Origin of the sequence: Clostridium saccharoperbutylacetonicum N1-4(HMT), from assembly GCF_000340885.1 — a bacterium.
In the GTDB taxonomy this organism is placed as follows: Bacteria; Bacillota; Clostridia; order Clostridiales; family Clostridiaceae; genus Clostridium; species Clostridium saccharoperbutylacetonicum.
In genome coordinates this window covers 2,317,869-2,344,508 of the sequence record NC_020291.1, presented here as the reverse complement: position 1 = coordinate 2,344,508, position 26,640 = coordinate 2,317,869, and the positions used below count along the sequence as shown (strand labels likewise).

At 31.3% G+C, this 26,640-nt stretch carries 24 protein-coding genes and 1 pseudogene; 6 read left to right on the top strand and 19 right to left on the bottom strand.

Annotation, left to right across the window (positions count from 1 at the left end; genetic code table 11):
- Positions 1-10: 10 nt before the first annotated feature.
- The 4 genes from opp4C to CSPA_RS10385 form a co-directional block, all read right to left on the bottom strand.
- Positions 11-910 (bottom strand): oligopeptide ABC transporter permease, encoded by a 900-nt coding sequence (gene opp4C / locus CSPA_RS10400; protein ID WP_015392212.1) that lies wholly within the window; start codon positions 908-910, stop codon positions 11-13.
- Positions 911-928: 18 nt separating this feature from the next.
- A complete protein-coding gene (locus tag CSPA_RS10395) occupies positions 929-1,885 on the bottom strand; it encodes an ABC transporter permease (RefSeq protein WP_015392211.1) in 957 nt (318 codons plus the stop codon).
- A gap of 76 nt (positions 1,886-1,961) precedes the next feature.
- Positions 1,962-3,674, bottom strand: coding sequence for an ABC transporter substrate-binding protein (locus tag CSPA_RS10390; protein ID WP_015392210.1), 1,713 nt, complete (start codon positions 3,672-3,674; stop codon positions 1,962-1,964).
- Between the two features lie 506 nt (positions 3,675-4,180).
- Entirely contained in the window at positions 4,181-4,939 is a 759-nt protein-coding gene (locus tag CSPA_RS10385; RefSeq protein ID WP_015392209.1) for an EFR1 family ferrodoxin, read from the bottom strand.
- Between the two features lie 415 nt (positions 4,940-5,354).
- On the opposite strand from CSPA_RS10385, the gene CSPA_RS10380 reads away from it, so the two are divergent.
- Positions 5,355-5,906 (top strand): TetR/AcrR family transcriptional regulator, encoded by a 552-nt coding sequence (locus tag CSPA_RS10380; protein ID WP_015392208.1) that lies wholly within the window; start codon positions 5,355-5,357, stop codon positions 5,904-5,906.
- Between the two features lie 839 nt (positions 5,907-6,745).
- Here the strand turns inward: CSPA_RS10380 and CSPA_RS10375 are convergent.
- The 9 genes and pseudogenes from CSPA_RS10375 to CSPA_RS29520 all read right to left on the bottom strand — a co-directional run.
- A complete protein-coding gene (locus tag CSPA_RS10375; protein WP_015392207.1) occupies positions 6,746-7,561 on the bottom strand; it encodes an SDR family oxidoreductase in 816 nt (271 codons plus the stop codon).
- 137 nt (positions 7,562-7,698) lie between these two features.
- On the bottom strand, positions 7,699-8,322 hold the full coding sequence (locus tag CSPA_RS10370) for an L-2-amino-thiazoline-4-carboxylic acid hydrolase (protein WP_015392206.1): 624 nt from the start codon (positions 8,320-8,322) through the stop codon (positions 7,699-7,701).
- A 63-nt stretch (positions 8,323-8,385) separates the two neighbouring features.
- Positions 8,386-8,826 (bottom strand): MarR family transcriptional regulator, encoded by a 441-nt coding sequence (locus CSPA_RS10365; protein WP_015392205.1) that lies wholly within the window; start codon positions 8,824-8,826, stop codon positions 8,386-8,388.
- 58 nt (positions 8,827-8,884) lie between these two features.
- Positions 8,885-9,199: a conjugal transfer protein gene (locus tag CSPA_RS30975; protein ID WP_015392204.1), complete on the bottom strand. Its 315-nt coding sequence runs from the start codon at positions 9,197-9,199 to the stop codon at positions 8,885-8,887.
- A 3-nt stretch (positions 9,200-9,202) separates the two neighbouring features.
- Positions 9,203-9,721, bottom strand: a complete 519-nt coding sequence (locus CSPA_RS10355) for a PTS glucose transporter subunit IIA (RefSeq protein ID WP_015392203.1) — start codon at positions 9,719-9,721, stop codon at positions 9,203-9,205.
- Between the two features lie 33 nt (positions 9,722-9,754).
- Positions 9,755-10,054, bottom strand: a complete 300-nt coding sequence (locus tag CSPA_RS10350; protein ID WP_015392202.1) for a PTS sugar transporter subunit IIA — start codon at positions 10,052-10,054, stop codon at positions 9,755-9,757.
- 129 nt (positions 10,055-10,183) lie between these two features.
- Entirely contained in the window at positions 10,184-11,053 is an 870-nt protein-coding gene (locus CSPA_RS10345) for a MurR/RpiR family transcriptional regulator (RefSeq protein WP_015392201.1), read from the bottom strand.
- Positions 11,054-11,445: 392 nt separating this feature from the next.
- Positions 11,446-11,676, bottom strand: a complete 231-nt coding sequence (locus tag CSPA_RS30065) for a hypothetical protein (RefSeq protein ID WP_173682200.1) — start codon at positions 11,674-11,676, stop codon at positions 11,446-11,448.
- 6 nt (positions 11,677-11,682) lie between these two features.
- Positions 11,683-11,823: pseudogene (locus CSPA_RS29520) on the bottom strand (MFS transporter); the annotation flags it as partial.
- Positions 11,824-11,948: 125 nt separating this feature from the next.
- Here CSPA_RS29520 and CSPA_RS10335 point away from each other — a divergent pair.
- From CSPA_RS10335 to CSPA_RS10315, 5 genes are all read left to right on the top strand, one after another.
- Positions 11,949-13,883, top strand: coding sequence for a sigma 54-interacting transcriptional regulator (locus CSPA_RS10335; RefSeq protein ID WP_015392200.1), 1,935 nt, complete (start codon positions 11,949-11,951; stop codon positions 13,881-13,883).
- 295 nt (positions 13,884-14,178) lie between these two features.
- Positions 14,179-14,643, top strand: a complete 465-nt coding sequence (locus CSPA_RS10330; protein WP_015392199.1) for a 4Fe-4S dicluster domain-containing protein — start codon at positions 14,179-14,181, stop codon at positions 14,641-14,643.
- Between the two features lie 42 nt (positions 14,644-14,685).
- Complete coding sequence (cooS, locus tag CSPA_RS10325) at positions 14,686-16,608, top strand: anaerobic carbon-monoxide dehydrogenase catalytic subunit (protein WP_015392198.1); 1,923 nt, start codon at positions 14,686-14,688, stop codon at positions 16,606-16,608.
- The gene (locus CSPA_RS10320) at positions 16,608-16,802 is read left to right on the top strand and encodes a hypothetical protein (protein ID WP_015392197.1); all 195 of its coding nucleotides are present in this window, start codon (positions 16,608-16,610) and stop codon (positions 16,800-16,802) included. Before cooS ends, CSPA_RS10320 begins: the two co-directional genes overlap by 1 nt.
- Positions 16,799-17,569: an ATP-binding protein gene (locus CSPA_RS10315; RefSeq protein ID WP_015392196.1), complete on the top strand. Its 771-nt coding sequence runs from the start codon at positions 16,799-16,801 to the stop codon at positions 17,567-17,569. Before CSPA_RS10320 ends, CSPA_RS10315 begins: the two co-directional genes overlap by 4 nt.
- Before the next feature lie 1,130 nt (positions 17,570-18,699).
- Here the strand turns inward: CSPA_RS10315 and CSPA_RS10305 are convergent.
- The 6 genes from CSPA_RS10305 to ltrA all read right to left on the bottom strand — a co-directional run bounded on the left by CSPA_RS10305 (position 18,700) and on the right by ltrA (position 26,173).
- Positions 18,700-20,097, bottom strand: coding sequence for a glycoside hydrolase family 43 protein (locus CSPA_RS10305; RefSeq protein ID WP_015392194.1), 1,398 nt, complete (start codon positions 20,095-20,097; stop codon positions 18,700-18,702).
- Positions 20,098-20,597: 500 nt separating this feature from the next.
- A complete protein-coding gene (locus CSPA_RS10300) occupies positions 20,598-20,993 on the bottom strand; it encodes an acetoacetate decarboxylase family protein (protein ID WP_144053529.1) in 396 nt (131 codons plus the stop codon).
- Positions 20,994-21,292: 299 nt separating this feature from the next.
- Positions 21,293-21,565 (bottom strand): hypothetical protein, encoded by a 273-nt coding sequence (locus tag CSPA_RS10295; protein WP_015392192.1) that lies wholly within the window; start codon positions 21,563-21,565, stop codon positions 21,293-21,295.
- Between the two features lie 248 nt (positions 21,566-21,813).
- Positions 21,814-22,848, bottom strand: a complete 1,035-nt coding sequence (locus CSPA_RS10290; RefSeq protein WP_015392191.1) for a Cfr family 23S rRNA (adenine(2503)-C(8))-methyltransferase — start codon at positions 22,846-22,848, stop codon at positions 21,814-21,816.
- Positions 22,849-23,010: 162 nt separating this feature from the next.
- On the bottom strand, positions 23,011-24,489 hold the full coding sequence (locus tag CSPA_RS10285) for an Lsa family ABC-F type ribosomal protection protein (RefSeq protein WP_015392190.1): 1,479 nt from the start codon (positions 24,487-24,489) through the stop codon (positions 23,011-23,013).
- Positions 24,490-24,757: 268 nt separating this feature from the next.
- Positions 24,758-26,173 carry a group II intron reverse transcriptase/maturase gene (gene ltrA, locus CSPA_RS10280; RefSeq protein ID WP_015391326.1) on the bottom strand — a complete coding sequence of 472 codons (1,416 nt, stop codon included), beginning with the start codon at positions 26,171-26,173 and terminating at the stop codon, positions 24,758-24,760.
- Between the last annotated feature and the right edge of the window lie 467 nt (positions 26,174-26,640).

Below are 26,640 nucleotides of genomic sequence, written 5' to 3'. Positions count from 1 at the left end.
AGCTATTCACCTACCTTTTCATCTTAGGGTCTAACGCATCCCTTAACCCATCGCCCACTAAATTTATTGAGATAATTGTAAGCAATAATGCTGCTCCTGGTGGTATCCATAGCCAAGGCCTATTTTTAAAATCCATAAAGCTATTAGCTGCGTCAATCATATTTCCCCAAGAAGCAGTTGGTGGGGTGACCCCTAGTCCTAAGAAGCTTAATGCTGATTCACTAAGTATAGCCCCAGCTACCCCCAAGGTTGCAATTACTATTAATAGTGGAATTGTATTTGGGATTAGATGCGAAAATATTTTACGCCTATCACTTAATCCAAGTACTTCTGCTGCATCCATAAATGCTTGTTCCCTCAAGGAAAGAATTTGTCCACGAATTAACCTTGCAAGTCCCGGCCAACCAACTAAACTAAGCATGATCATAACTAAATAAATTCTAGATTCTTGAGGTATTTTCCATTCTGACATCAATGCTGCCAATATTATAAGCAGTGGAAGACTTGGAATAGACATAAGTATATCTGCCAAACGCATAATTATGCTATCTATTAGCTTTCCGTAAAAACCTGATATAGCACCTAATATTGTTCCAATAATTATAGAAAGGGTCATGGATGCAATTCCTATAGTTAAAGAAATTCTGCCACCAGACATCAATCTTGTTAATATATCTCTTCCAAGCTGATCTGTCCCCATCCAGTGCTTAAAGCTTGGATGCTTATTTATCATCAACGGATCTACCTTATCTGGTAAATATGGAGATAGGAATGGACCTATAAAACTAAAAAGCAACATAATTATAATGAAGCATAAGCCTCCCACTGCAAATTTATTCTTTTTAAAACGTTTTATATTTTGATTCCACAAGGAATCTCTCTTAACTTTTGATTTAATCTTAAATATCATATGCTCACCTCATTTCAATTATTTTAGTCTAATTCTAGGGTCAGCATAGGCATATAGTACATCTGCCAAAAGATTTCCCAATATTGTAAGTGCTGCTAATAATAAAGTAAAGGACATTAAAACAGGATAGTCTCTGGTGCTTACCGCTTCAAGCTGAATATGCCCAACTCCTGGCCAATTAAAGATTTGTTCTGTTATAATAGCTCCTGAAAATAATCCAGGTAGCTCAAATGCAAGCAAGGTTATAGCTGGTAAAATTGCATTTCTTAGAGCATGTCTGACAATTACTGTTTTTTCCTTCAATCCTTTTGCTCGAGCTGTTCTTATAAAATCCATTTTTATAACATCAATCATACCTGACCTAAAGTATCTAGTTAATGATCCTAGGCTTAATAATGTAAGCAGGCTCACTGGTAAAACCATATGTTTTCCAACCTCTAAGATATAAGCAAATCCAGTTGTCGTACTTCCTGTATCTATCATTCCTCCGATAGGTAATATGTTTAAATCTACAGAAATAAATTTTATCATAAGTAATCCCAAGAAAAATGATGGAAAGGACATAAATACAAATACAAATACAGTTATTATCCTATCAAACCAAGAGTTTTGCTTAACAGCAGAAGCTACTCCTATAATTAAAGCTGCAGTCCAAGATATAATTACTGATACTATAGCCACAATAAAAGAATTCCACATATATTTATTTAACAACGAGGTTACAGGCTCTTGATACTTCAGTGAAAAGCCAAGATTCCCTGATAATACTCCTGATATCCACATAAAATATCGCTTAATCACAGGTTGATCCAAACCATAAAGGGCTTTAAGTTCTGCTAATCTGCTTGGATTAAGTCTTACAAAAGAATCAAAATAATCTCCTGGCATTGCTGCAAATAGGAAAAATATAAGAATTGAAACCCCAATAAGTGTTGGTATCATAATCAATATTCTTCTTAGAATATATTTTTTCAAACTCTCACCTCCAAGAAGTTATAATGCTTAACCAAAATCGATTAAACATTATAATTTCAAACAATTATTTTATAGTCTATTTTGTAATTTTTATTTTAGGAAGCATTAAGTCATAATTACTATACCCATCCTTAACTAAACCAGGTATTCTGGCATTAGATGCACTTAATGTTTGCTTATATACTGTTAGTAACACTGGTGGATCATTAGTAAACTCTTTATATAATCCTTTATAAATAGCTTTTCTCTTCTCTAAATCAATTGTTCCTATTCCATCACTAATTAGTTTGTCTACTTTTTGATTTGAGTAATGAGAATAATTTTGCGGATAATTACTTGCAAATTCTGACACAGCATCATGAGGATCAGTTAAAAGCGAAGTTGAAAAAGCAGCTAAGTCATAATCACCTTTAGTAAATTTAGATATCTCAGTATCAAAATCTATCATTTCAGCAGTAAAATCAATACCTAAATCTTTATAATTCTCTTTAGCTATGGATATAAAGACATCATCACCTTTTCTTGTTAAATAGTTTAATTTAAGTTTAACACCATTTTTTTCTCTAATCCCATCAGAGCCAACTTTCCAACTTGCATCATCAAGAAGTTTTTTAGCCTTTTCAGGCTCAAAACCATATTTAGTAATACCATCTTCAGTATAAGCCCAAGAAAGTGGTGAATTAGGAACATCTGCAACTTTAGCGTGACCTTGGTACTGAATATCAACAAGCTTTTGCCTATCTAACCCATAATAAAGGGCTTGTCTTACTGCTGTTTCCTTTAAAGTAGGTTTTTCGTTATTAAAATATATTAATCCAAAATTATTTGCTAATGAAATTTGTATATCTGCAAACCCAAGCTCTTTTAGTGCTTGTAAATTATCTTCAGTCAAAGGAACACCTACAGTATCTGTTTCACCAGTTTGGAATAATTGTAGCGCTGTATCTGCCGAACTAACCTTGTATATTAGATTTTCTATGCTTGGCTTTCCACCATAATAGTTTTCGTTAGCTATATAATCAATTTCCTGACCTGGTACATATTTTGAAAATTTATAAGGACCTGCTCCCATTGGAGCTGGATATAAGTCTTTTAAATACTCAAGTTTCCCCTTTTTGTAGTCTTTCCCATAATATTCTTTAGATATTACAGGACCACCTAAGTTTAATAAATTTTGAGCATTAACTTTTTCAGTTGTAATTTCTATTGTCAAAGGATCTATTACCTTTACCCCAGAAATTGAATCAGCATTTCCCTTTTTGTAATCATCTACTCCCTTTACAAAAAATGTTGATATATCCACAGACCCTGCATATGCTGGATCAGCTAATAATGTAAGAGTAAATGCAACATCATTTGCAGTTACAGATGTCCCATTACTAAATTTCAAATCCTTTTTTAAATGGTAAGTATAAACTAAATTATCTGAGGATATCTCCCACTTTTCTGCCAAATCTGCCTTTGGCTTTCCCTCGCTGTCAAGAACAACAAGTGATGCAAATATAGGTCCAGTAGCATTACCATCATATCCATTTTCATAGAAATAAGGTAAAAATACACCTCCTGGGGCTGATGCTAATCCAGCAACAAAAGTATCAGTTCTTTCCTTTGCTTTTTGAGGATTTTTAGAAATGTCTGTTGCTTTAATTAGCTGTACATTATTATCTACTTTTGTTGGTGTTGTTGCTGTAGCTGTTGTATTATCAGACCCTCCATTTTTTCCACACCCAGATAAAACCATAGCTGTTATTACTATTACAACAATACCCCTAATTAAATTTTTCTTCATCTATCCATCTCCTATCAAATTGCTCATATTTATTTAATATATATGATTTCTTTCAAATTTTATTTACGAAATATTTAATTAATCCTAATGATTTAACAAGTCCCGCTTTTTTAAAGGTTTATATAATACCTCAGCAGAAATAGTATTTTTAGCAATACAAAAAGACCGCGAAAATTCTTCAGAGAACAAACTTTCAAAAAGCCTGTTCTCTCTAAAATTTCTGCGATCTCTAGTTTTCTATTTAATTCTTAAAATATTCCTTTTTTTAAAATATTATGCCATATCAAATAATCTTATCTCTCCATTTTCAAAAGTTAATACTAATTCATATTCATCTAATGTTTTAACAATTTTGCATAAATTTTGTTTATCTGCAAATGTAAACAAAAAGAAAAACACAGTCTATTAAATTCAGACTGTGGTAATAAACATATTGGCTTCTATTTAGGCAATCAAACAGTAAATTCTATACTCTCTCCAATTTCACTTGTAAGAGATAAAAAAGACTATTGATTATCAAAAGAATATCTCTGCTTACCCTGTGTTTTCTTTTTGTATTCAATACATTCTGTGGGGCATCTATGAAGGCAAGCCATACAATGGGTACAGCGATCTCCCCAAACAGGCTTTCCGCTAGTTATGACAATATTGTTAAGCGGACATAACTCTGCACATTTACCGCAACAAAGGCATTTTGCTTCATCAACATGAAATCCTTTAGCCTGTACAAAAAGCTTATAAAATATGTCGTTCACTAGTCCGCTTTCCAACCACCCAACAATACCTTTTTGAGCAAGAATAGAGAAACCATTTCCATTATAAATATCTACTGAAATCTGATTGATTAACGGTTGTGCTCCCTCGATAATCTTTCTTGCCTTTGTCTTATCAATACTTGGGAACATAACAATGTAGTTATCCGGCATTATAACTTCCGCAAAACCTTGTAAATCCCAACCTTTATATTGGCATAGCTTTTTCACATATCGGATTGCATTCGCGGTTTCATCTCCGCAGGTCATAACAAAATATACCTTGCGATTTCCCTTAAAGACAGTCCTTCTTATATAATCATCTACTACTCGCGGCAACCTCCATGCGTAGGTTGGGCAAATAAATACAAATGGTTTCGTTTCTGAAATAAGGTCATCTTTTTTATTTTGTTTTATTAATAGGTTTAATGAAACGGTTTTATCATTTGTCTCCCTTGCAATTCGTTCCGCAACATACCTGCTGTTACCTGTGGCGGAAAAGTATAAAATCATCAAACACACCCTCTTTTCAATAATCATTTGGAAGCTCCAGTTTTCAATGCAGTGGCCACTAATTAAATTAGATTTTTCTTTTTTATTAAGCTCTGTAATCCGTTATTACATACACCCTGCTGTTATTTTTTTAAAAGATGTTCTCTCTTTGACGCATGCGAAATATACATTCAAACAACATGAGGAAAAATATTCTTACAATGGACCACGGTATAGGCTAACTAAAAATCAAGATAACTCCTCCTGAGCCCAGTCCGTCCTTGACAATCTAGATTGATAAAATTATAATAACATCACAGTGTTGTTTTCACAACCTGCAGATGTTTTTAATTTGTTGTGTTGACAACATAATGATCCACATTTGTCGGTTTGCATGTGAATTTATAAATTTTATACTGCGAACAGGAGGATGTTTATGAAAGAAATGAAACAGAACAGAAAAACTAAATATACACAACTGGCATTGCAAGATGCCCTTATGGAACTAATGGAGCAAAAACCCATTTTTAAAATAACCATTAAAGAACTTTGCGAAAGGGCAGATATAAACAGAACAACTTTTTATGCGCATTATACTGACCAAAACGACCTTCTTCATAAAATCGAACATGATGTTCTATTATCGTTTAGAAAATTTATTGACAGTCTTCATAGTCAAATGGACAAGAGCAGTATCGTACATATTATCCAAGGATTTTTGCAATACATCGCGGACAATGACAAGCACATCCAGATTTTGCTCAGCGAACGAGGTGATATTAATTTCCAAAAAAAGCTTTTTACGATGATATATGAGCAATGCGAAATAATGAATTTGGCAGTACCTTCATCGACAACGGAGTTTTATTTTATATTTGTGCTTAATGGAAGTATTGGCCTAATACAACACTGGCTGAAATATGGATTGACCAAGTCGACATATGAAATGGCCGAAATTATCTTTAATATGACAGCACAAATTAAATAAAATAAACACCTTACCAATTAAGACGAAACGTGCATCAAAGCTTTGTAAATCCATATTAAAATTTATTATGCTCAATAATAAGCATAAAATAGTATTCAAAACTTTTATATAGTTATGAATATATATGTATAAAAAGACTGATATTGTTCAAAGCATCAATCTGTCCATCATAAGATTTTTTAAGATTCTCAATATTTATTGCATTCATCTTCTCCATCTAACTTCCCTTTCAATTTTTTAACAAGCAAGTTATATCGTTCATCTTCTTTTAATGATATAAATGAAGGCTTTGATTATTCAAAACTGCCGTATAACTATATTTAAATGAGAGCAAGAAAAGAATACTGCTGCAATATCGGTTTTTTTATTTAACGCACAGCAGCATATTCTTTTATACACAATACATAATAAGAATTATAAAAGAAGCTAATGGTAAGTTTTTTGCACGATGAGGAATATCCTCCGCATAGATGGATGTAAAATAACCCCTAATTAACATTTGACGAAAACCCTAAATCTGAATGTGCATCTATATGTGTTACTTCATAAGGAATTATTTCTTTATTGTTAATTACCAATTCCCTTCACAACGAACGCACTTTAACATGATACTTAACAATTCTTCCCTTAATCTTTCTTCCTTATTATAAAGGCAACACTATTTCTCCCAAAATAGCAATATCTTGTCCGCTTCTCATAAATCAATCTCTCTGTCTTTCAGAAAATTTAACATACATTAATATCTACTGATAACTTATTTTAAATTCCAAACTTATACACCTACATTTATGTTCACTTTCAATATATTTAAGTAAATATAAGCCTTTTGATTATCAGAATCACTTTATCTTAAAAAGAGATTTAACAACACAATCTTTCACTCCGTCTCCAAAATGAGTCATCATGCGGTTAAAAGATGGAACGCCAGCCATATATCTTTTTTTGGGTCTTGATGCTTCTATAGCCTTTTGTACAACTAAAGAAACAACTTCTGGCCCTGGTTCATTAGTACGTGCATTATCGTTAAAAGTTTTATAATTTTTGTATAGTTCATCATACGGAGAATTAGAGTCTGATATGATTCTATCTGAATTATTTTGAACTGTTTTCATAAAGTTTGTTCGAATATTTCCAGGCTCTACAACTACAACAGAAATACCGAAAGCTGATAGCTCCAAGCGAAGTGCATCACTTAATGCTTCTGTCGCAAATTTTGAAGCACAATAAGCACCACTGACTGGAAGAACCATTTTACCAGCAATTGAACTAATATTTATTATCCTACCTGACCTTTCCTTTCTCATATAGGGAACAACTACTCTAATCATTCGTATAATACCATAAACATTAACATTAAACATTTGTTCAATATTATTATCTGATATTTCTTCTACAGCACTTCTGAAAGCATAACCAGCATTGTTAATCAGAACATCTATCTTTCCAAAATGTTGCATTACTTTATTAACTGCATCTAATATGGATTCATTGTTAGTAATATCTAAAGAAAGTTTTAAAGCCACATTTAGATTTTCCATATCATTTAAATTTCTTGCCGTAGCAACTACTGTGTAACCATTTTCAGACAATCTCTCAGCCATTTCTCTACCTATTCCTGAAGAACAACCTGTAATAAGAATTACTTTTGACATCATATTTAATTTCTCTCCTTACATTACAAATATTATATATATGTTGTAATTACTTTACTCCTAGTGATATATGCCACCCTTGTCCAAGTAAATCATCATAATTTAAATAAGTTTTTACATCATTTAAGACATATTATTGATTATTTATGTTCAATCTTATTTTTACATTCCCAAGTAAAATGACATTCATTACATCCATCTGCAATACGTTGATTTAGACCATCGCGATGAAATGTAATTTCTTCAGGTAAGTAAGAATTAAATACTGCATTATCCACTTGGCAGATTAATTTTGTTGCTTCAGGAATTTGTAAAGAAGTTGTTAATTCATGATAAAGGCATTTAGTTATTTTTATCTCAAATTTATTTTTATCTTTAGAAACTATTTCTAGAGTATTCCACTTAGTTGTTCCTGTTTTATTAATTTGCAATTCCTGTTCAATAAAATTTTCAAAAGTTCTTGGTTTATTAATAGAATTAAACAGAATGCTTTGCATTGCTACTCCCCCTGTAAGCAATACTATTCTCATTATTTCAAATGCTTTTTCATTGCCTAACTTATTTTTTAAATTTATATATACCCATAATGGCATTGAAATAAAATTTATTAAATCAGGCGGAAATTTTTTATCAATAGTACTCTGAAAACTTTGGAGAGATGATTTACACTCTTTCAAAAAACATTCTGGCGAAATAATTTCGTCCTTTAAAAGTTCTAATAACATTGGTGTAGTAATTTCTGTTAACTCAAATTTTTTTTTCAATTTTAATACCTCCATAAAAATATTTTTTAGTTACTAAAACATTATGCCTGTATAAAGCCTCCTTTAGTTAGGAGGCCAAGAATTAATTAATTCATCGAGAAACTTATTTATGATATTAATTTCCTCCGGAACAAGTTCATCTATATATTCTTCCATATGATGATATTGTTCTTTATGATAATTACTATGCTCAACATTAGCAATTTCTCCTTGAGGTGTTAATTGATAAAATACATCTTTTTTATTATCTTTCATTCGATATTGTTCAACTAGTCCTTTTTTAATAAGTTTATTTGCTACCTGATTAATAGCTCCATTTGTAATTCCCATAATAGTAGAAAGTTCACTAGCATTAGCATTTTTGTGATTGCCTATAGCTTCTATCATATGAATTTCAGCTGAATAAAGTGTGTGCTCAGTTCCATAATTATTGGGTCTTTTATTATTTTGACTAACTTTATTAGAAAAACAAATTATTTTTTCTAGAATTTCATTTTGTTTCATTTTTATCACCAAATATATTTTATAGTAACTAAAGAATATTGTCAATATTTTTTAGTTACTATAAAATAATCCAAATACATTTCCGTGCAAAGACATAATCTTTACCCATAGGCTTCAATGCACTATCTTTTACATAGTAAGAAAGCTCCTTTTCTGTTGCTGTTGGATAGAGCTTAAAGAAGGTCTTTAGAAATTCGTTAATTTCTGCAATAGTTGCAGCATCCACTACCCCTTGAAAATTACGTCCTGTAATAATAATAAAGCGAATTCCTTGCTTACAAGCCTTTTTAATATTCAAATAAGTTTCTATATCCATTTCATGATTATTATTTAGCAGAGTTCCATCCATATCTGCTGCAATCACTCTAATCATTTACTACCACATTAATTTATCACGAATCATGGCAAAAATAACAACTAATATTTTATCTTTCCCTTTTACATCTTCCTTTGATAAAGAAATAACATCCAATATATTATCTTGGTTAATGACAGACATTATAATTTTAATTTCATATCCCAGCCTTTCAATTTCTTCAAAATCACATATAATCAGCACGTCTCCTGCATTTACTCTATCTCCTTCTGAAACAACTACCTTTGTATACCTTCCATCTAGCGAAATAGCATATGCTCCTAAATATATCCATATTTTTGTACCTAAATCTGATCTTATTATAATATAATGTTCATACTTTTCTATTTTCTCAATTATTCCGCTAACTGGAGATAATAATTTTCTGCTTTTCGGATGAATGCAGACATATTCTCCAAATAACTTTTCTTGAAAAACCTTATCGATTATTTGAGACTCTTTAATTATTTCTCCATCTACAGGACTTAGTATATACTGTCTTCTTTCTGTTGTCCCCTCATTATATTTTACATCATTCATTTCACTATCTCCTGCTAAATTATTCTATTTAATCTAACTAAATTTTTCATACATTTCTATGATTTCTTTAGCCAAGTCTTTTATAGTCATAGCATTCATTAAGTGGTCTTGTGCGTGAACCATTAATAAATTTATCTCTGTTTTCTTTCCAGCTGCTTCTTCTTGAATTAATTTTGTTTGAACGTTATGAGCATTTGATAAAAATTCATCTGCTTCTTCCATACTTTTCTTTGTTTCTTCTAAATTTCCCTCTTTAACTTTCATTATTAATTCCATCGCCTTACTTCTAGCACATCCTGCATTCATTATTAGTTCCATTATTGCTTCTTCCATATTTCTTCTCCCCTATCTTTTAAGATGTGATTTATTTTCTTTAATAAGAATATAACTCCGCATCATTTAAATCACAATATAGTTAAAGGGTATTGTACCGCCGTTTCACAATCTTCTTTTATTTATATTTTATTTTTGATACTTTCGTGTCACTGCAAATACATCTTTATCGTAATCGTAATGTATTTCTTTCTGCCTTTTTATTATCTCCTCGTATTGGTCTGCTAAAATTCGTGTAAACATCATATCAAAAATATAATTAATGCTATGTTGGGTTGAAGGCATATCCATTCCCTCTACAAATCTATCTGATGGTATATTTATTAATTCATCACAATACTTAGATATATCATCATTTAATGTTCCTACCACCCCTACTACGTATATCCCTAGATGCTTCAATACTTCTGCTGCATGTATAACAAATGGATTATTTCCAGAAAAGGACAAAACAAAAGCCATTATTTTAAACTTTTTTTTAGCAGATGCCAAATAACGTTCATTCAAAGTGCTGCTTACATTACCTTCTATTCCAATAGAATTAAATTTATGAGATACTGTTTCAAGTACTGAATATCCTATTCCTGTAGAAAAAAATTCTATCTTTTCCATTGCAACTAGTTGATTCATAATCCGATTTATAATAATCTGATTATTTAACAAATTGACCTCATCAATAGCTTTTTTGTATACCTGCTGAAGTAAATCCGAAATCTCTCTATTTGTACTTTTCTTATTTAAAGTTGGACATACATCTTCTTTTCCAAGTATTCTTTCCTCATTAAGTTCTGAATATAATATTTTCTTTAATTCTTGATAACTTGAAACATTTAACTTTTTACATAAACGAACAACAGTAGATTTACTCGTAAAAGTTACCTTTCCTAATTCCTCACTAGTCATTTTTTGAAATTCATTTGGATGATTTAATATAAATTCAGAAATTGTTTTTTCATTCTGTGTGAAATTTCTACCTATTCTTAATTCCTCAATCACCATATTATGTACTCTTCTTTCTATATTTTCTTATTTATTTCTATTATATCTCAACTATATTAAAATCAAAATTTAAATGTCTTTTAATATATTATTCTAACACTAATATGAAATTTATTAGATGCTACTTTTTGTACTTATAAATATAAGTCTAATACTACAAAATAATCTATCTTATATTTTATTTACCTGAATAATTTACTTATTTTATGGTTAACTATTAGTAATTTTAAATCAAAAAAATAAAAGACCCACGAAAATCCAAATTTTAGATTTTCGTGGGTTTCATGGCGGAGGCGAAGCGTAACTAACCCCTGCACTATTCTCCAATTTTAATAACTTTACTTATAAAATCAACCTCATTATTTATAAATGTATATGAAGCCAATCATTTATCATTCTATCGCTTTTAGTATTTGCTTGTATTTCAATTGAATAATGCTTATTACTCTTTTGATTATATAGATGTATTCCTTTATAACCATCATCTGTGATGGATTTCCATTGACAATAATATTATTCTCTGAATTTTTGTATTTATTTTCACCTTTTAACTGAATTAATGAACCTATCTTTTCTTTTGGAGCAACTAGTAATGCAGTATTCATCATAATTGGTCTTATCATTTAAACTGTAATTAACAATTGAGCAGTTCCAGGCGTAACATTCATTTCTTTTATAATACTTGATAATGCTACATTTAGTACAGTTTCATTAAATGTAGCCATAAATGCGCTAAATACCAATACTGCTATAATTGCTGTTGCGTTTATTTACTTTCTAGTTTTCAATTTATTTTCCTCCATCTTTCTTGACTATTACCAAATTGCTTAATTTGTAATATACTTTATTATAATATAATAAATAATCTTTATTTTGAAAGGAGGTTATTTTGCCCATGAAGAAAATAGAAACTGTTGAAAAATCAAATGAGTTAGAATCCAACCTAAAATCTTTAATAAACATACTCAACTCTCAAAATGAAGTTAAAATAGTTGAAGAAGACCTATATTATAATACTGCCAAAAATTTTGGTTCCCGTCTTAATATTACAGATTATGATATGCTAATAACAAAGGTTTCAGAGCTTGGTATAGGTAACGCTCGGATCAACCTTATATCTTATGAAAAAATTGTAATTCAATTATATGAATGCTTTACCTGTAAAGATATGAAATATACTGGCAAGCCTGTTTGTTTTTTTGAAGGTGGTCTTTTAGCAGGTGCTGTAAGTACTATTTGCGGACAGGATATGGATGCTATAGAGGTGTGCTGCAACACCTTAGGAGATAGCTATTGTGAGTTTGAGTTAACTAAAAGCCATATTTTATCGAACATATCTAACGAAAACTCTGAATTAATAAAAAGAGATAACAATATTTTAAACCTAACTCTTCACTCATTAAAATTGGTACAGAATTATAATAAAATAGAGCATACTTCAACTCAGATTTGCAACTTAAACAAACAACTAAATAAAAGCTTAGAAACTGCTCTAGAAATAAATAATTTTAATGAAACAATATTAGATAGCATGACAAATTGTTTAGCATTAATTGATAGAAATGGTGTAATAATTAAAATTAATAAGCAATATAAAGATTTTTTTAATATAGATTCTTATAACATTGAAAAGAAAAGTATCAAGTTCTTAGGTTGGACTACAAAATATGAAGAAGTCTTATCTTCTGGCAATCCTACAATATGGCAAGAAACTATTAACGGCAATCACTATATTATATTTGAAAGTCCAGTTGATGAATCTCGAGGTGTTCTTCATCAATTGATTCCTCTTGAATCTGATTTTATAAAGCTATTATTAGATAAAATATCCTTCTTGGAAAAAGAAATGAAATATTATAAATATAAGGCTATGGAATTAAAATCTGAATCTGATGACTCAGATTTAATTAGTAATAGTGATAAGATGAAAGAAATTAGAGTCTATATAAATAAGGTGTCTAAAACTGATGCTACTGTGCTATTAAGAGGAGAAAGTGGAACTGGAAAAAGTAGATTTGCTAAAGTAATTCATAGCGAAAGTCTACGCAGAAATAAGCCCTTTATCTACATTGATTGTACAACCATTCCTAAAGGATTCTTTGAATCAGAATTATTTGGATATGAAGATGGAGCATTTACTGGCGCTAAGAAAAATGGTAAAGCAGGCAAGCTAGAGTCTGCTGATGGTGGAACAGTGTTTTTAGATGAGATTGCAGATATTCCTCTAGAGATACAGTCCAAACTACTCCGACTTTTGCAAGAAAAAGAGTTTGAAAGAGTTGGTGGGATAACTACAAAGAAATTAGATATTAGAATAATATCGGCAACAAATCAAAATTTAGAAAAAATGGTATCTATGGGTACTTTTAGGAAAGACCTCTATTATAGATTAAATGTAATTAATATTACATTACCTTCTCTACGTGATCGATTTGAAGAAATACCTAGTTTAGTAACTAAGATATTATCTGACTTTTGTCAAGAAGTTAATCTTGATATAAAAGAAGTTGAAGAAGATGGAATGGCACAATTAATTCACTATAACTGGCCTGGAAATATACGTGAACTTGAGAATTTAGTAAAAAGACTGGCTATAAATTCCGATACTAATAAAATTACTAAAAAAGATATTATAAAAGAGTTAAATTCAATTAAAAACCTTAATGTATCCACTATTAATTCATCTGAAGATATTAATATTGTTGAAAAGGAACTAATAGTAAATACTCTTAAGAAGTATGATTATAATAAAACTATTGCTGCCCAAGCTTTAGGAATCACCCGTCAAACCTTATATAATAAAATGAAAAGATATAGTATAGATGCCTGACCACTTTTACAGTGTAAAAAAATTTTTACACTGTAAATTTTTTTTACACTAAATTCTTAGTAAAATATACAATACTAATCAATAAAATTCCATTCTAATAATTAATTGTTTATAAGAATGTATTTAAAACATCATTAAAAATCCCATTAAAGCAGTGCTTTTTCTTTTTAAAAAAGTTTATTAATAAATTTTCTAAATAATTTCAATATATTTCCTGTATTGGCATGAAATTTGCTTTATATAAATTTATTTCAGATACTAATTTTTCTAAATATTATTTAAAGGAGTGATTTGTGTGAACCGTAAGCCACTAAAATTGGTTATTTCTGACCCTTCTCACTGTTTAGGCTGCAAAAGCTGTGAATTGGCCTGTGCAACAGGAAAGTTAAGTAAATATATAGCTAATGGTCAGGCTGATAAAAGAACTATTATTCCAAACATTATGATAACTGAAAATGATAACTTAAAATTTCCTGTTTACTGTAGACACTGCAAGGATGCTTATTGTCTAAAGCTATGTCCTAATAAAGCCATTGAAGATGTTCAAGATATAATGAAATTAAATGAAGACAAATGCATAGGTTGTGGAATCTGTCAACAAGCTTGCCCTTATGGAGTTATAAATATGACTTCTTACAATGAGGATTCTAAAATTAAAAAACTTGCAGTTAAATGTGATATGTGTATTGAAAGACAGCTTAATAATGAAGCCCCATTTTGTTACTCAGCCTGTCCAACTAAAGCTTTGGGCCTTATCTAATTAATACCACATATTAATTTATTATATTAGGAGGAATAAAAGATGAATAAATGTTATAACAGTTCAAATAATTGTCTAATTGATAAAGCTAAAGCAGAAAAAATTAATTTAGTTTGGCATCGTTACGAAAAGATGAAACCTCTTTGTGGATTTGGCGAAAAAGGAATCTGCTGCAGAATTTGTATGAAAGGTCCTTGTAGAATTGATCCTTTTGGAAACGGAGCCCAAGAAGGAATTTGTGGTGCTAATGCAGATACAATTGTTGCTCGTAATTTAGTTAGAATGATAGCATCTGGTACCGCTGCTCATTCACTTCACGGAAAAGAAATTGCAAAGACTATCTTGCATATTGCAAAAGGAGAGACTAAAAACTATGAAATTAAAGATGTAGAAAAGCTAAAATCTGTTGCTAAAAAATTAAATATAAATGTTGATGGAAAAAGTGTAAATGATATAGCTAAAGAGGTTGCTTATAAAAGTTTAGAGGATTATTCTCGTTTCGAAGAAGACCCTTGTACTTGGCTAGCTAGCAATATAACCACATCCAGATTAAACAAACTTAATAGTTTAGGTGTTGCCTTAAACAACATTGAATCTTCTGTTACAGATATTATGTCTAGAACTCATATGGGTACTGATGCAGATCCAATCAACTTATTGTTAGCTGGTCTTAGATGTGCTCTTGGTGACTTTACTGGGATGGAGCTTTCAACAAATCTTTCCGATATCTTGTTTGGTACTCCAGAACCAGTAATTAGTGAAGCAAATCTTGGAGTTATTAGAGCTGATGCTGTTAATATTGCTGTTCACGGCCACAATCCATTACTTAGCGAGATTATAGTAGATGTAGCAGACGAAATGCAACAGGAGGCAATAAATGCTGGAGCACCAGGTGGAATCAACATCGTGGGAGTTTGCTGTACTGGAAATGAAGTCTTATTAAGGAGGGGTATACCACTAGCCTCTAACTATCTTTCACAAGAATTAGTAATCCTTACAGGAGCCCTAGAAGCAATGATTGTAGATGTACAATGTATTATGCCTTCTCTTTCTAAAATTGCATCCTGTTATCACACAAAACTATATACAACTATGGTCGAAGCTAAGATATCTGGTGCTGACCATGCAGATTTAATAGGCGATAAAGCTATCGAAAACGCAAAAGAAATTATTAGAAAAGCTATAGAAGCCTTTAAAAGGCGTGATACTAATAAAGTATTAATTCCAGAGGAAAAAAATAAAATAATTGCTGGATTTAGCACAGAATCTATAGTTAACCTTCTTAGCAAAATTGACAATGAAAAACCTCTAAGGCCCATAATTGATAACATAGTTAATGGAAATATCAGAGGAATTACTCTATTTGCAGGATGCAATAATGTTAAAATAACTCAAGATCATAACTTTGTAGAAATGGCTAAGACATTATTGGAAAACAATATATTAATATTAGCTACAGGCTGTGGTGCTGGAGCCTTTGCCAAAAATTCATTGATGAATTCTGAAGCAACTCTTAAATATGCCGGAGAGAGTTTAAAAGCTGTTTTAACACTGCTCGGAAACGAAGCTGGATTGAATTCTCCACTGCCACCAGTACTTCACATGGGCTCTTGTGTTGATAATAGTCGCGGCGTTGATCTAGCTGTTGCTCTTGCTAATGAACTAGGAGTTGATCTTAATCAACTACCTTTAGTAGCTTCTGCTCCAGAACTTATGAGCGAGAAAGCAATATCAATTGGAACTTGGGTAGCCGGACTTGGATTACCACTTCATATAGGACTTATGCCTCCTGTTAGCGGAAGTACGCTAGTTACCAATGTTCTTACTTTAGGATTGAAAAATTTAGTAGATGGATATTTTATTGTTGAAGAGGATCCATCAAAGGCTGCACATATAATAATTGAAACAATAGAAGAAAAAAGAGCAGCCTTAAACATCACATCTAATTTTAGGGGGACTGTATAATGGATTTTGACATTAAGGACTATGATAAAATTGATAAATGTATTCAATGCGGTGACTCAATTAAACTTATAAAATTAGATTATATAAAAAAAAGAATAGAGAATATATCTAAAAGCGACTTAGAATTATTAAAAACTTGCAGCAAATGTAAAAGAAAACTATTTAGAGATAAAAAAAGGAGGATAAAAAAATGAAAATAGCAATGACCGGAAAAGGTGGAGTTGGTAAGACTACTATATCTGCATTAATAGCGAGAAGACTTGCTCAAAAGGGTTATAAGGTATTAGCAATTGATGCTGATGCTGATGCAAACTTTGCTTCTGCCCTAGGAATAAATATAAAAGAACATGAAATCAAACCAATAGCAGAGATGGAAAAACTAATTGAGGAAAAGATGGGTACTGGAGAAGATATAGGAAAAGGACTTTATACTCTAAACCCATTTGTTGGAGATATCCCAGATCGTTTTTCAATTCATCATGAAGGTGTAGACTTTCTAGCTGTTGGAACAGTTATAAAAGGTGGGGTTGGCTGTTATTGCTCAGAAAATAAACTTCTGAAAAGACTTATAAACCATATTGTATTAAAGAGACAGGAAAGTGTAATTATTGATATGGAAGCAGGTCTTGAACACCTCTCTAGAGGTACTGCTCAGGGAATTGATACATTTATTGTAGTTGTAGAACCAGGTCAAAGAAGTCTTGAAACCGCTGTAAATGTTAAAAAAATGGCTAAGGAAATCGGAGTAGATAATATCTATGCTATCGCTAATAAGGTTCGAAATGAAGAAGAATTAAATCTTATAAAAGATTATCTTAATGATATAGAACTGCTTTCTTCTATACCTTATAGTAATTTGATTTCTATAGCTGATTTAAAAGGTAAATCTCCAGCTGACTTAGCTGATGATAATCTAATTGAAACAGTAGATTTTATAATATCTAAATGTAGTAATATTTAAGCCTAATCGAGTAAGAGCTAATATTCCTACATGAAAAAAATCCACGAAAATCCAAATTTTAGATTTTCGTGGGTTTCATGGTGGAGGCGAAGCACAACCTTTAAAATCCACCAACTAAAAATATTCTGCGTCACAACATTTATTCTTACATCCATAATTCAATATGATTAACAATTCTAAGTGTGTACGTTTCTGTACCACCTATTTTACTATATACATTCAATACATATGTTTCACCTACCTGTAGTTTTACCTCTATTGTACTTGCAGTAAAATGTTTAATCCGGGAAACATCATCATCTGTAATAACCTTACTGCTATAGCGTATATCTTGAAACCATTCTAACAATTTAATGATATCAACATTCTCAAAAGTTTTGTCACTTTCAAGTTTTTCTTTAAATTCTTTTAAAGTTTCTACTTTGTAAGTGTCGTATAACCATTACTTTTTAAGTAGTTCATTTCCTGTTTAAATTCAATTAAACTTATTTGCCATGTATCATTTTTATTAGGATTTACATCAATATCTATGATACATTAATACTGGAATTTTTACTGATGTTGCAGCATTTGCATGTAATGCAAATGCTGATACCAAAATTACACTACTCAAAATTGAAATAATAAACTTTTTCATTAAAATTCACTCTATAATGTGTTAAATTATATAAACATTGATCTTCTCAACTAATTTTCATTGACTCATCGAACATGTTAGACAAACTAAAAAAGTCATTACCCTTAGATTTATTTTTTGATTGTCTCTAAATGCTGAATATAATAATATTTCTTATTTATAATTTTTTATAATCCCAAGATTCTATTTAATTTTTTCATATGCAACGTTACCATCAGTAGAACTTTGAATTAAGAAATCAGCTTTATTAATATCATTAATCTCTAGTTTTTGATTTATGCCTGAACGAAGTATTTCACCATGAGAAACGCGATTTGTCCACTTGTTGGCAGTGTAAGATAAATTGTGGTATATTAATTTATTTTGCCAGTGCTTTCTTTAAGAGTAATCACACTGTTTACCAACTCATTGTATTATTTTCATTCTGTATTAAAAACTACAACATAAATTTGAATTAATATTTTTAATATAATGCTATCTATTTACTAATATCTTAATTATCTCCTCCATATGATAATTTTCCTCCTGTGGAATCATTACTACTAAATTGCCACCAATTTACATTTAATAAATAACCATTTCCTCCAGTAAATTTTAGGTATAAGTCATGTACACCTTTTGCACCACTTACTTTACAAGATTTATTAACCCAAGATTGCCAGCCACCAGTACCTTGAACACTACATGTTCCAATTAAAGTACCTGTTGGACTATCAAGACGAAGTTCAATATTCCCTCCGCTGGTTGCTGAAGCTACTCTTGCATTAAAAGATGCTGCACCTGTACCAAAATTAACACCTTTAACCTTTATCCAATCACCATTTTCAATATTAGATATATTTTGTCCACCTTCACTGCATTTTTCTGTTTGAACACCTGATTCTGTACAAATTGTTTCAGCTTCAGTTTTTACATATGGATTTAAATTACTAATAGCAGGTACACCGGTTGTGGTCATATTTATTGTTGGAAATGTGCCATCAGCATTATATTTAAATTGCTCTACACATACTGAACGTGTGAAGCCACTGCCTCCTGGTAAAGCGCCATTATGATAGAAAAAGTAGGAATTTCCTTTATAATCAATTACTCCTGGATGATTTGTAAAGCTTTTGCCTTGAGTAGGCATGATTTTCCCCCTATATTGCCATGGCCCAGTAGGACTTGTACTTGTGGAATAACAAATATATTCAGGTATACCTCCAGCTGCATATACCATGTAATACATTCCATTTTGTTTGTAGAACCATGGACCTTCTTCATATAAAGTTGGTTTTTGAGCATTTCCATTACGCACTCCAAACCCTTCTGTGGTTAAAGGTACTTTTACAATGCTTCCTGAATAGGAAATCATATCTTGATTTAACTTTACATAATAGAGATTAGGGTTTCCCCAATATAAATAAGCTTGTCCGTTATCATCGATAAATACTGTTGGATCAATATCACCAGTACCAGTAGAAGCTAGTGGATGTCCAAGAGCATCTTTAAAAGGTCCAGTAGGACTATCTGAAACAGCAACACCTATTGCCATTCCCCCATTTTTTTGGTTTACAGGAACATAGTAATAGAATTTACCGTTTCTAGGAATGCATTGACCAGCCCATGCATCACCTTTTGCCCAACTAAATGTAGAGTAAGATAATGGTGAACCACAATCTACCCAATTTACCATATCTGTTGAGGAATAGCATCTCCAGTCGTTCATAGTGTAGTAAGTTGATCCATCCTCATCATGCCCGGTATACAAATAGCAAGTACCGTTATAAACCATTGGAGCAGGATCAGCAGTATACCTAGTTTGTACAATTGGATTCTCTGCATGACATACTACTGGAAAAAGTAGTATTGAAGCAGCTGAAATAATTATCATACTTAATACTTTTTTCATAATAATCCCCCCTTAATTCTAATAAATTTATTTCTCTGATTTTGATATATTTAATCTATGGATTTTAGAATAATATCTTTTTTATCTTCAAATCATTTTAATATCCATACTTTCTTTTATTTGGATTTAACTAACACTTTAGCTTTCCGTTGCTATACATAGGCATTGCCGTTCATGTAAACGTATACCTTAACGTTATAAATCATCGCAAATGGATCTGCTCCAAACTTTTGTGTAATAAGAGGACTAGAATATCCTTGAATCTTTGCAAGTGCACTTGAACTTATTGTTCATGTAGTTGTAGCTGCACTAGCTTTCACTGTATTGGTATTTACTCCAACGCTAAATACTAGTTGCTAAAGCCAATAAAAATGAACTTGATCTTTTTAACATTTTTTATTTCCACCTTTAAATTTACTTTTCTATTAGTTTTGCAATTCACTAAAAAAACTATGTCCTTTTGAAAATCATACTATTTCTTAAATAAATACCTCCCTTGCTCATAAGCTGACATTATAGTAATTAAAAGTAACTATTAATCTATTTAAACAATTACATATTCTCATATTTTTTAAATTAAATAAATACATTTTTCTCCAAACGCATAAAATAATACTTAAAAGAAATATTTGCCCATAAAGTATAAACTTATTTGGATCTACTTCTGCTAGAGTTTTGCCTCTCAAAAGTACTGAAGTGCCTATAGTATAAGTGCAACCTAACATTTTCACAACTTCTAATTCACTCCAAGGATCATGTGGAGAATCTTTAAAATTAATTTCAACTTGTCCTGTTTTAAACATCTTAGCATCTGTTATTGTCCCTTGTTTTACAAGTCGTGGATTTAAATCATATCCCTTACCATCTGGCGATTTAGAATATTTGAAATTAAATATAGGTAAACCCTTTCCATAATTATTTTTAAAAATTAGACTTATTACTATCTTTACTTATTTATGATATTATTCACTTTTGTTAGTTTTGAAATAATTTAATATTACTTCTTTTTAATTATTATTGATAGAAATTTTTCTAAACACTTTTAAAACAAAATAAAAGAACCCATCAAAATCTAAATTTTAGATTCGTGGGTTTCATGGTGGAGGCGAAGCACGACCTTTGAAATCCACTATAAATTTCATCTCATTTTAGTTTCAATATCTTATATATTAACGACTTTGCTTATTAACCAACCTCATTTTTTATTCTCTAAAGCTATCATTGCAACTTTAAAATGCATACTTATAACTCTTTCATTTTCTCTGTGTCCTCCCGTCCCCTGGAATCCAAATGCAATCTCTTTTTCTGTAGATGATTGATTACAAATCTGTTCTCGGCAATGTGATGGACTCATATTATTGCCAACTAATACAATATATCGACTTATATTTTCTGAAAGTTGCGGTATTATCTTTAATACCTGATTGTACTGCATCACTACAAAAATCAAATCATAATTATCTTCCATTTTCAACGTTTCAATTGTCTTAATATGATCTGTTGTTGTCCGTAGTTGACTAAAAATCAGTATGATGAAACATAAAACACACTGCAATACTTACTTAAAATTCTCTAAATCCTTTGACATCAGTCTATTTCTTTTCTGTTTTTACCACGCATTCCACATGTGTTTTGATAGAATGATGATACTTAAGAATTAGCCCCCTTTTTTTAGTTGAGGGGGCCTATTGTTAGAATGATATTTTTAAACCAACATCATAATTCATTTTCATAATACAACTGTCCACAAGCAGCACTAATTTCAGAACCAAATTGTGCTCTAACAGTTACACTAATACCAGCTTTCTTTAGTATACTGCAAAATTGCTTGATAGCACTTGAAGATTGAAATTTAAAAGTTGTTTTGTTCGTAGAATTATAAGGTATCAAATCAATGTGATATAAATTCTCCCATGAACCACGATTTTTCAATAAACCTACAACTGCCTCTGCATGTTCTTTCGAATCATTAATTCCTTCAAGCATAATATAAGCAATAAACACTCGTCGTCCCGTATGAATGATATGTTCATCTAATGTCTTCATTACCTCATTTAATGGAAATCTTTTATTTATAGGCATTAAATCGCTTCGTTGACTTTCAAATGGTGAATGGAGTGAAAAAGCCAGATTCACTTGTGGAAATTCTTTGGTCAATCTTTGAATTCCTGGTATAATGCCAATTGTTGAAATAGTAATTCTTCGTTGACTTAACCCAAATAAATTTTGGTCAATTAAAATTTTTACTGCATCAAATAACTCCGGATTTGCAAAAGCCTCACCCATTCCCATAAATGAAATACTATTCAATCTATGGTCATTAAAATAGAAATAAAGTAATTGGTCAGTTATCTCATCAGCAGTAAGATTGCGCTTAAATCCAGCACTTCCCGTTGCACAAAAACGACATCCAAAACCACAACCACATTGGGAAGAAATACAAAACGATTCCCACCCCTGTTTATACTTTAATCCAACAGCTTCTATTCTTTCTCCATCAGTCAATTCGAATAACAATTTTTGAGCCTGTTTAGAATCTTGTGAAAAAACAGGTATTACACTAGATACATTATTTCCAAACTCATTTACTAAAGCTATCCTTAACGCTTTTGGTAGTATATGCATATCTTCAAAATTATCTATTCTTTGATGAAAAATAGCTTTTGTAAGCTGCTCGTATCTATAATCAGGTAATTTTAAATTTGATAATATTTGTTTTATTTTTCCATATTTTGTTTTTGTCTGTTTCATGTAGGCTTCCTCCTTACTATTAATAGTTAGGAAGCAAAGCCAGTATAATTAGCGACTTATACTACTCCATGCAAGCATCGCCCAAAACATCTGGCTTTGCATGGAGCCTATTGTGTGTTACTTTTATATTCCCATTAAACATATTAATTACCATTTCTACCTTTACAATCTTATTGTTTTTGTTGCAACATTTTCACAAAATGCACTATCATGCTCAACAAACAAAATTGTAGGTTCATGTTCAATTAACAATTTCTCAATCTGCATACGAGAAATGACATCAATAAAATTCAATGGTTCATCCCAAATATACAAATGTGCCCGTTCACACAAACTTTTGGCAATCAATACCTTTTTCTTCTGTCCTCCACTAAAATCCTCGATATTCTTTTCAAACTGTTCTCTTGAAAAATCAAGCTTTCTAAGAATTGATTTAAATAAACTCTCGTCAATACAGTGTTTATCTGCATACTCAGATAAGTTACCATATAAATCTGAAGTATCTTGTGAAACATACGAAATGATTAACTTATTATTCTTTCTTACAATTCCACTATGGGGGATGTCTTCTCCATAAATTAACTTCAATAGACTTGATTTTCCGCTGCCATTCTTTCCTTGAATAGCAATTCTTTCACCTTGCTCTATAGCGAAGCTTATTCCTTCACAGACAATTCTATAATCATATTCAATTGCAACATCTGTAAGTTCTACAAGCTTTTTATCATGGAAAGTAAGCGGTACTATTTTTAAACTTTCATTAGATTCAATATTTTTAAGAAGCTTTGATTTCTCCTCAATCATGTTTTGTTGTCTAGCTTCTATATTTTTAGCACGCTTCATCATTTTTGCAGCTTTATGTCCAACATATCCTTTATCTAATTTGCTCCCAGAATTAGTAGTTCCATACTTGCTGCTCTCAACATTATCTGACCACGTAGATGTACGTTTTGCTGAGCTGGAAAGTCTGTTAATATCCTTTTTCAATTTTTCGTTTTCTGCTAGCTCAAAACCATCTTGTAATTCTTTGTTTCTCCACCATGAAGAAAAATTTCCTTTTTGTATTTCAATATTGGTTTTATTAATAGACAAGATATGGTCAACAGAATTATCCAAAAAAGACCTATCATGTGAAATTAGAATAAATCCTTTCTTTTTTTTCAAGTAATTACTTAGTTTTTGCCTAGCTTCAGCATCCAAATGATTTGTAGGCTCATCAATAAGTAAGAAGGAGTTCTCCTTCAAAAACATAGCAGCCAACAATGCTTTGGTCTGCTCTCCTTTAGATAGTGTATAAAACTGTCTATATAAAGCATCGTAGTCCATATCTAATAAAGATAATTCTTTTACTATTTCCCAATCCATTGAATTTGGGCTAATCTCCCTTATTACATCTATGGTGAAATTACTTTGTTCCTTCGCCTCATAAGGAAAATATTCAAAAGTCACATTATGTGAAATGTTCCCATTATATTCGTATTTCCCAATCAAAAGATTTAGAAAAGTAGTCTTTCCTCTTCCGTTTCTTCCAGTAAAGCCCAATCTCCAATCTGTATCAATTTGAAAACTTACATTTTCAAAAATATTATCATAACTACCTTCATAAGCAAAGGTTAGGTTTGTAACATTTATTAAAGACATATTTTTGTCCTCCTCTGTAATTAATAGTATAAATAACAAAGTCGGAACAATAGGCGACTTTGTTATTACTCCATATAAATATCGCCTTCAATATCCGACTCTATATGGAGATTATCATGTGTTAGCAAAGTGTCTTTATTTATCATAATCTTATTTATCCTCCTTATTCGAATTATTTATAAATCGAGTAGGAGGAAAACAATTATTTTGTTTTCCGACCTCTCACACCACCGTACGTACCGTTCGGTATACGGCGGTTCATCAGAATTTAATGTCTCATTTGATATGTTTGTGTTAGACTAATAAATCCTAGAGATTCTAGGTATTTATTGTTTAAAGACTTGCTCAAAATTGGGCTTTTGGATATTCTCCAATAGCCTTTTCTTGTATTTGCATATTCCCATGCTTTGTATTTATCGATTCCTAATTTAGCCAGATTTCTTTGTTTAGTGCTGATCTTCTTCCATTGTTTCCATATGCAAGCTCTTAGTCTTCTTCTAATCCATTTATCTAGTTCAATTAGCTTTCCGCGTGCGTTAGCAATTCCATAGTAATTAATCCATCCTTTTGTGATTTGATTTAATTTGTGTAGCCTGTATTCCATACTAATTCCTTTATTTCTGTTAGTATAGAATTTGACCTTTTCCTTGAATTTCTTTATAGATTTCTCATGGATTCTTATTTCTGCTCCGCTTTTCGAGAAGTAAAACGAAAATCCTAAAAACTTTCGTTTTGATACAAAGTCTACTGCACTTTTATCCTTGTTTACTTTAAGTTTCAAATTATTTTCAATTATATTGGTTATAGATTTCATTACTCTAAACCCTGCTCTTTTGCTTTTAACATATATGTTATTATCATCTGCATATCTACAAAATTTGTGACCTCGTCTTTCAAGTTCTTTATCCAATTCATCTAACATTATATTAGCTAATAGCGGACTTAACGGACCACCTTGTGGTGTCCCTTCTTCACTTGCTACCGAGACCCCATTTATGAGAATTCCGCTTTTAAGATATTTTCTTATTAGAGATAATAACCTTTTGTCTTGTATCTTCTTTTCAAGTTTGTTCATGAGAATATCATGATTAACTTTATCAAAGAATTTCTCTAAATCCATATCTATAACCCATCTATTTCCTTGAGTTATATACTGTTTTGATTTCGTTATAGCGTCCTTTGCTCCTCTATGAGGTCGGAAACCGAAACTATTTTCGGAGAATAGAGGTTCATATATTTTAGATAATACTTGAGCAATTGCTTGTTGAATTAATCTATCTTGTACAGTTGGTATTCCCAAAAGTCTAACTCCACCATCTGGTTTAGATATTTCTTTTCTCCTTACAGGTGACGGATTATATTTACTTTCTAGTAGTTTAACTTTAATTGTTTCCCAGTGTTTCTTGATATGCTCACGAAGTTCATCGGTCTTCATTCCATCAACACCATGACTACCTTTATTGCTAATTACTCTTTTAAGTGCTAAAAGCATATTATTTCTTTCTAGAACTTCTTCAAGTAATCTACTAGTATCAAATGCTCCATCGTTTACGCTTTCTCTATTTGGTAAAACCCTAGAATTACTCGGCACCTTTGATTTACCTTGAAGTTCCACTTCTACTTCCATCAATTGGTCTCTATATTGAGTTTTCTGCTTTCTTTGCAATTTCTTTGATTTATCCAAAGTTGTAAACCTCCTAACGTTCAGTCCTTCATCCGCTATCGCGATTAGCGGAGTTACTATGACTTCTGCTGACTTCTGATAGTTCAGCTATATATCACTATATAGGTTGTGACCTAGAAATTTAATTCTTATGGTACGTATCTATCAGATCTCCCCAGGTAAGAACACGCACTTTCACCTCATCCATCTGCTACATTTACTCAAGCTACTTCGGATAGTTATAGGGCTTTACTTTGTTTTGCAAGTTTACCCGTAGCTTTGAGCCTCAAATGTAATTCGTGTACCTCAGACCAAGGCTTTGCCGCCGACTTCCTTCAGATTCCATCTCACGATGGACACCCTTGTCTTAGGCTAATGGTTGGCACTATCAGCCCCCATTACGGACTTTCACCGATTAGTACGTACCCATGCTGGGCACACAAAAGTAAGAGCCGCAAGAATTAATTATTCTTGCAGCTCATAGACAT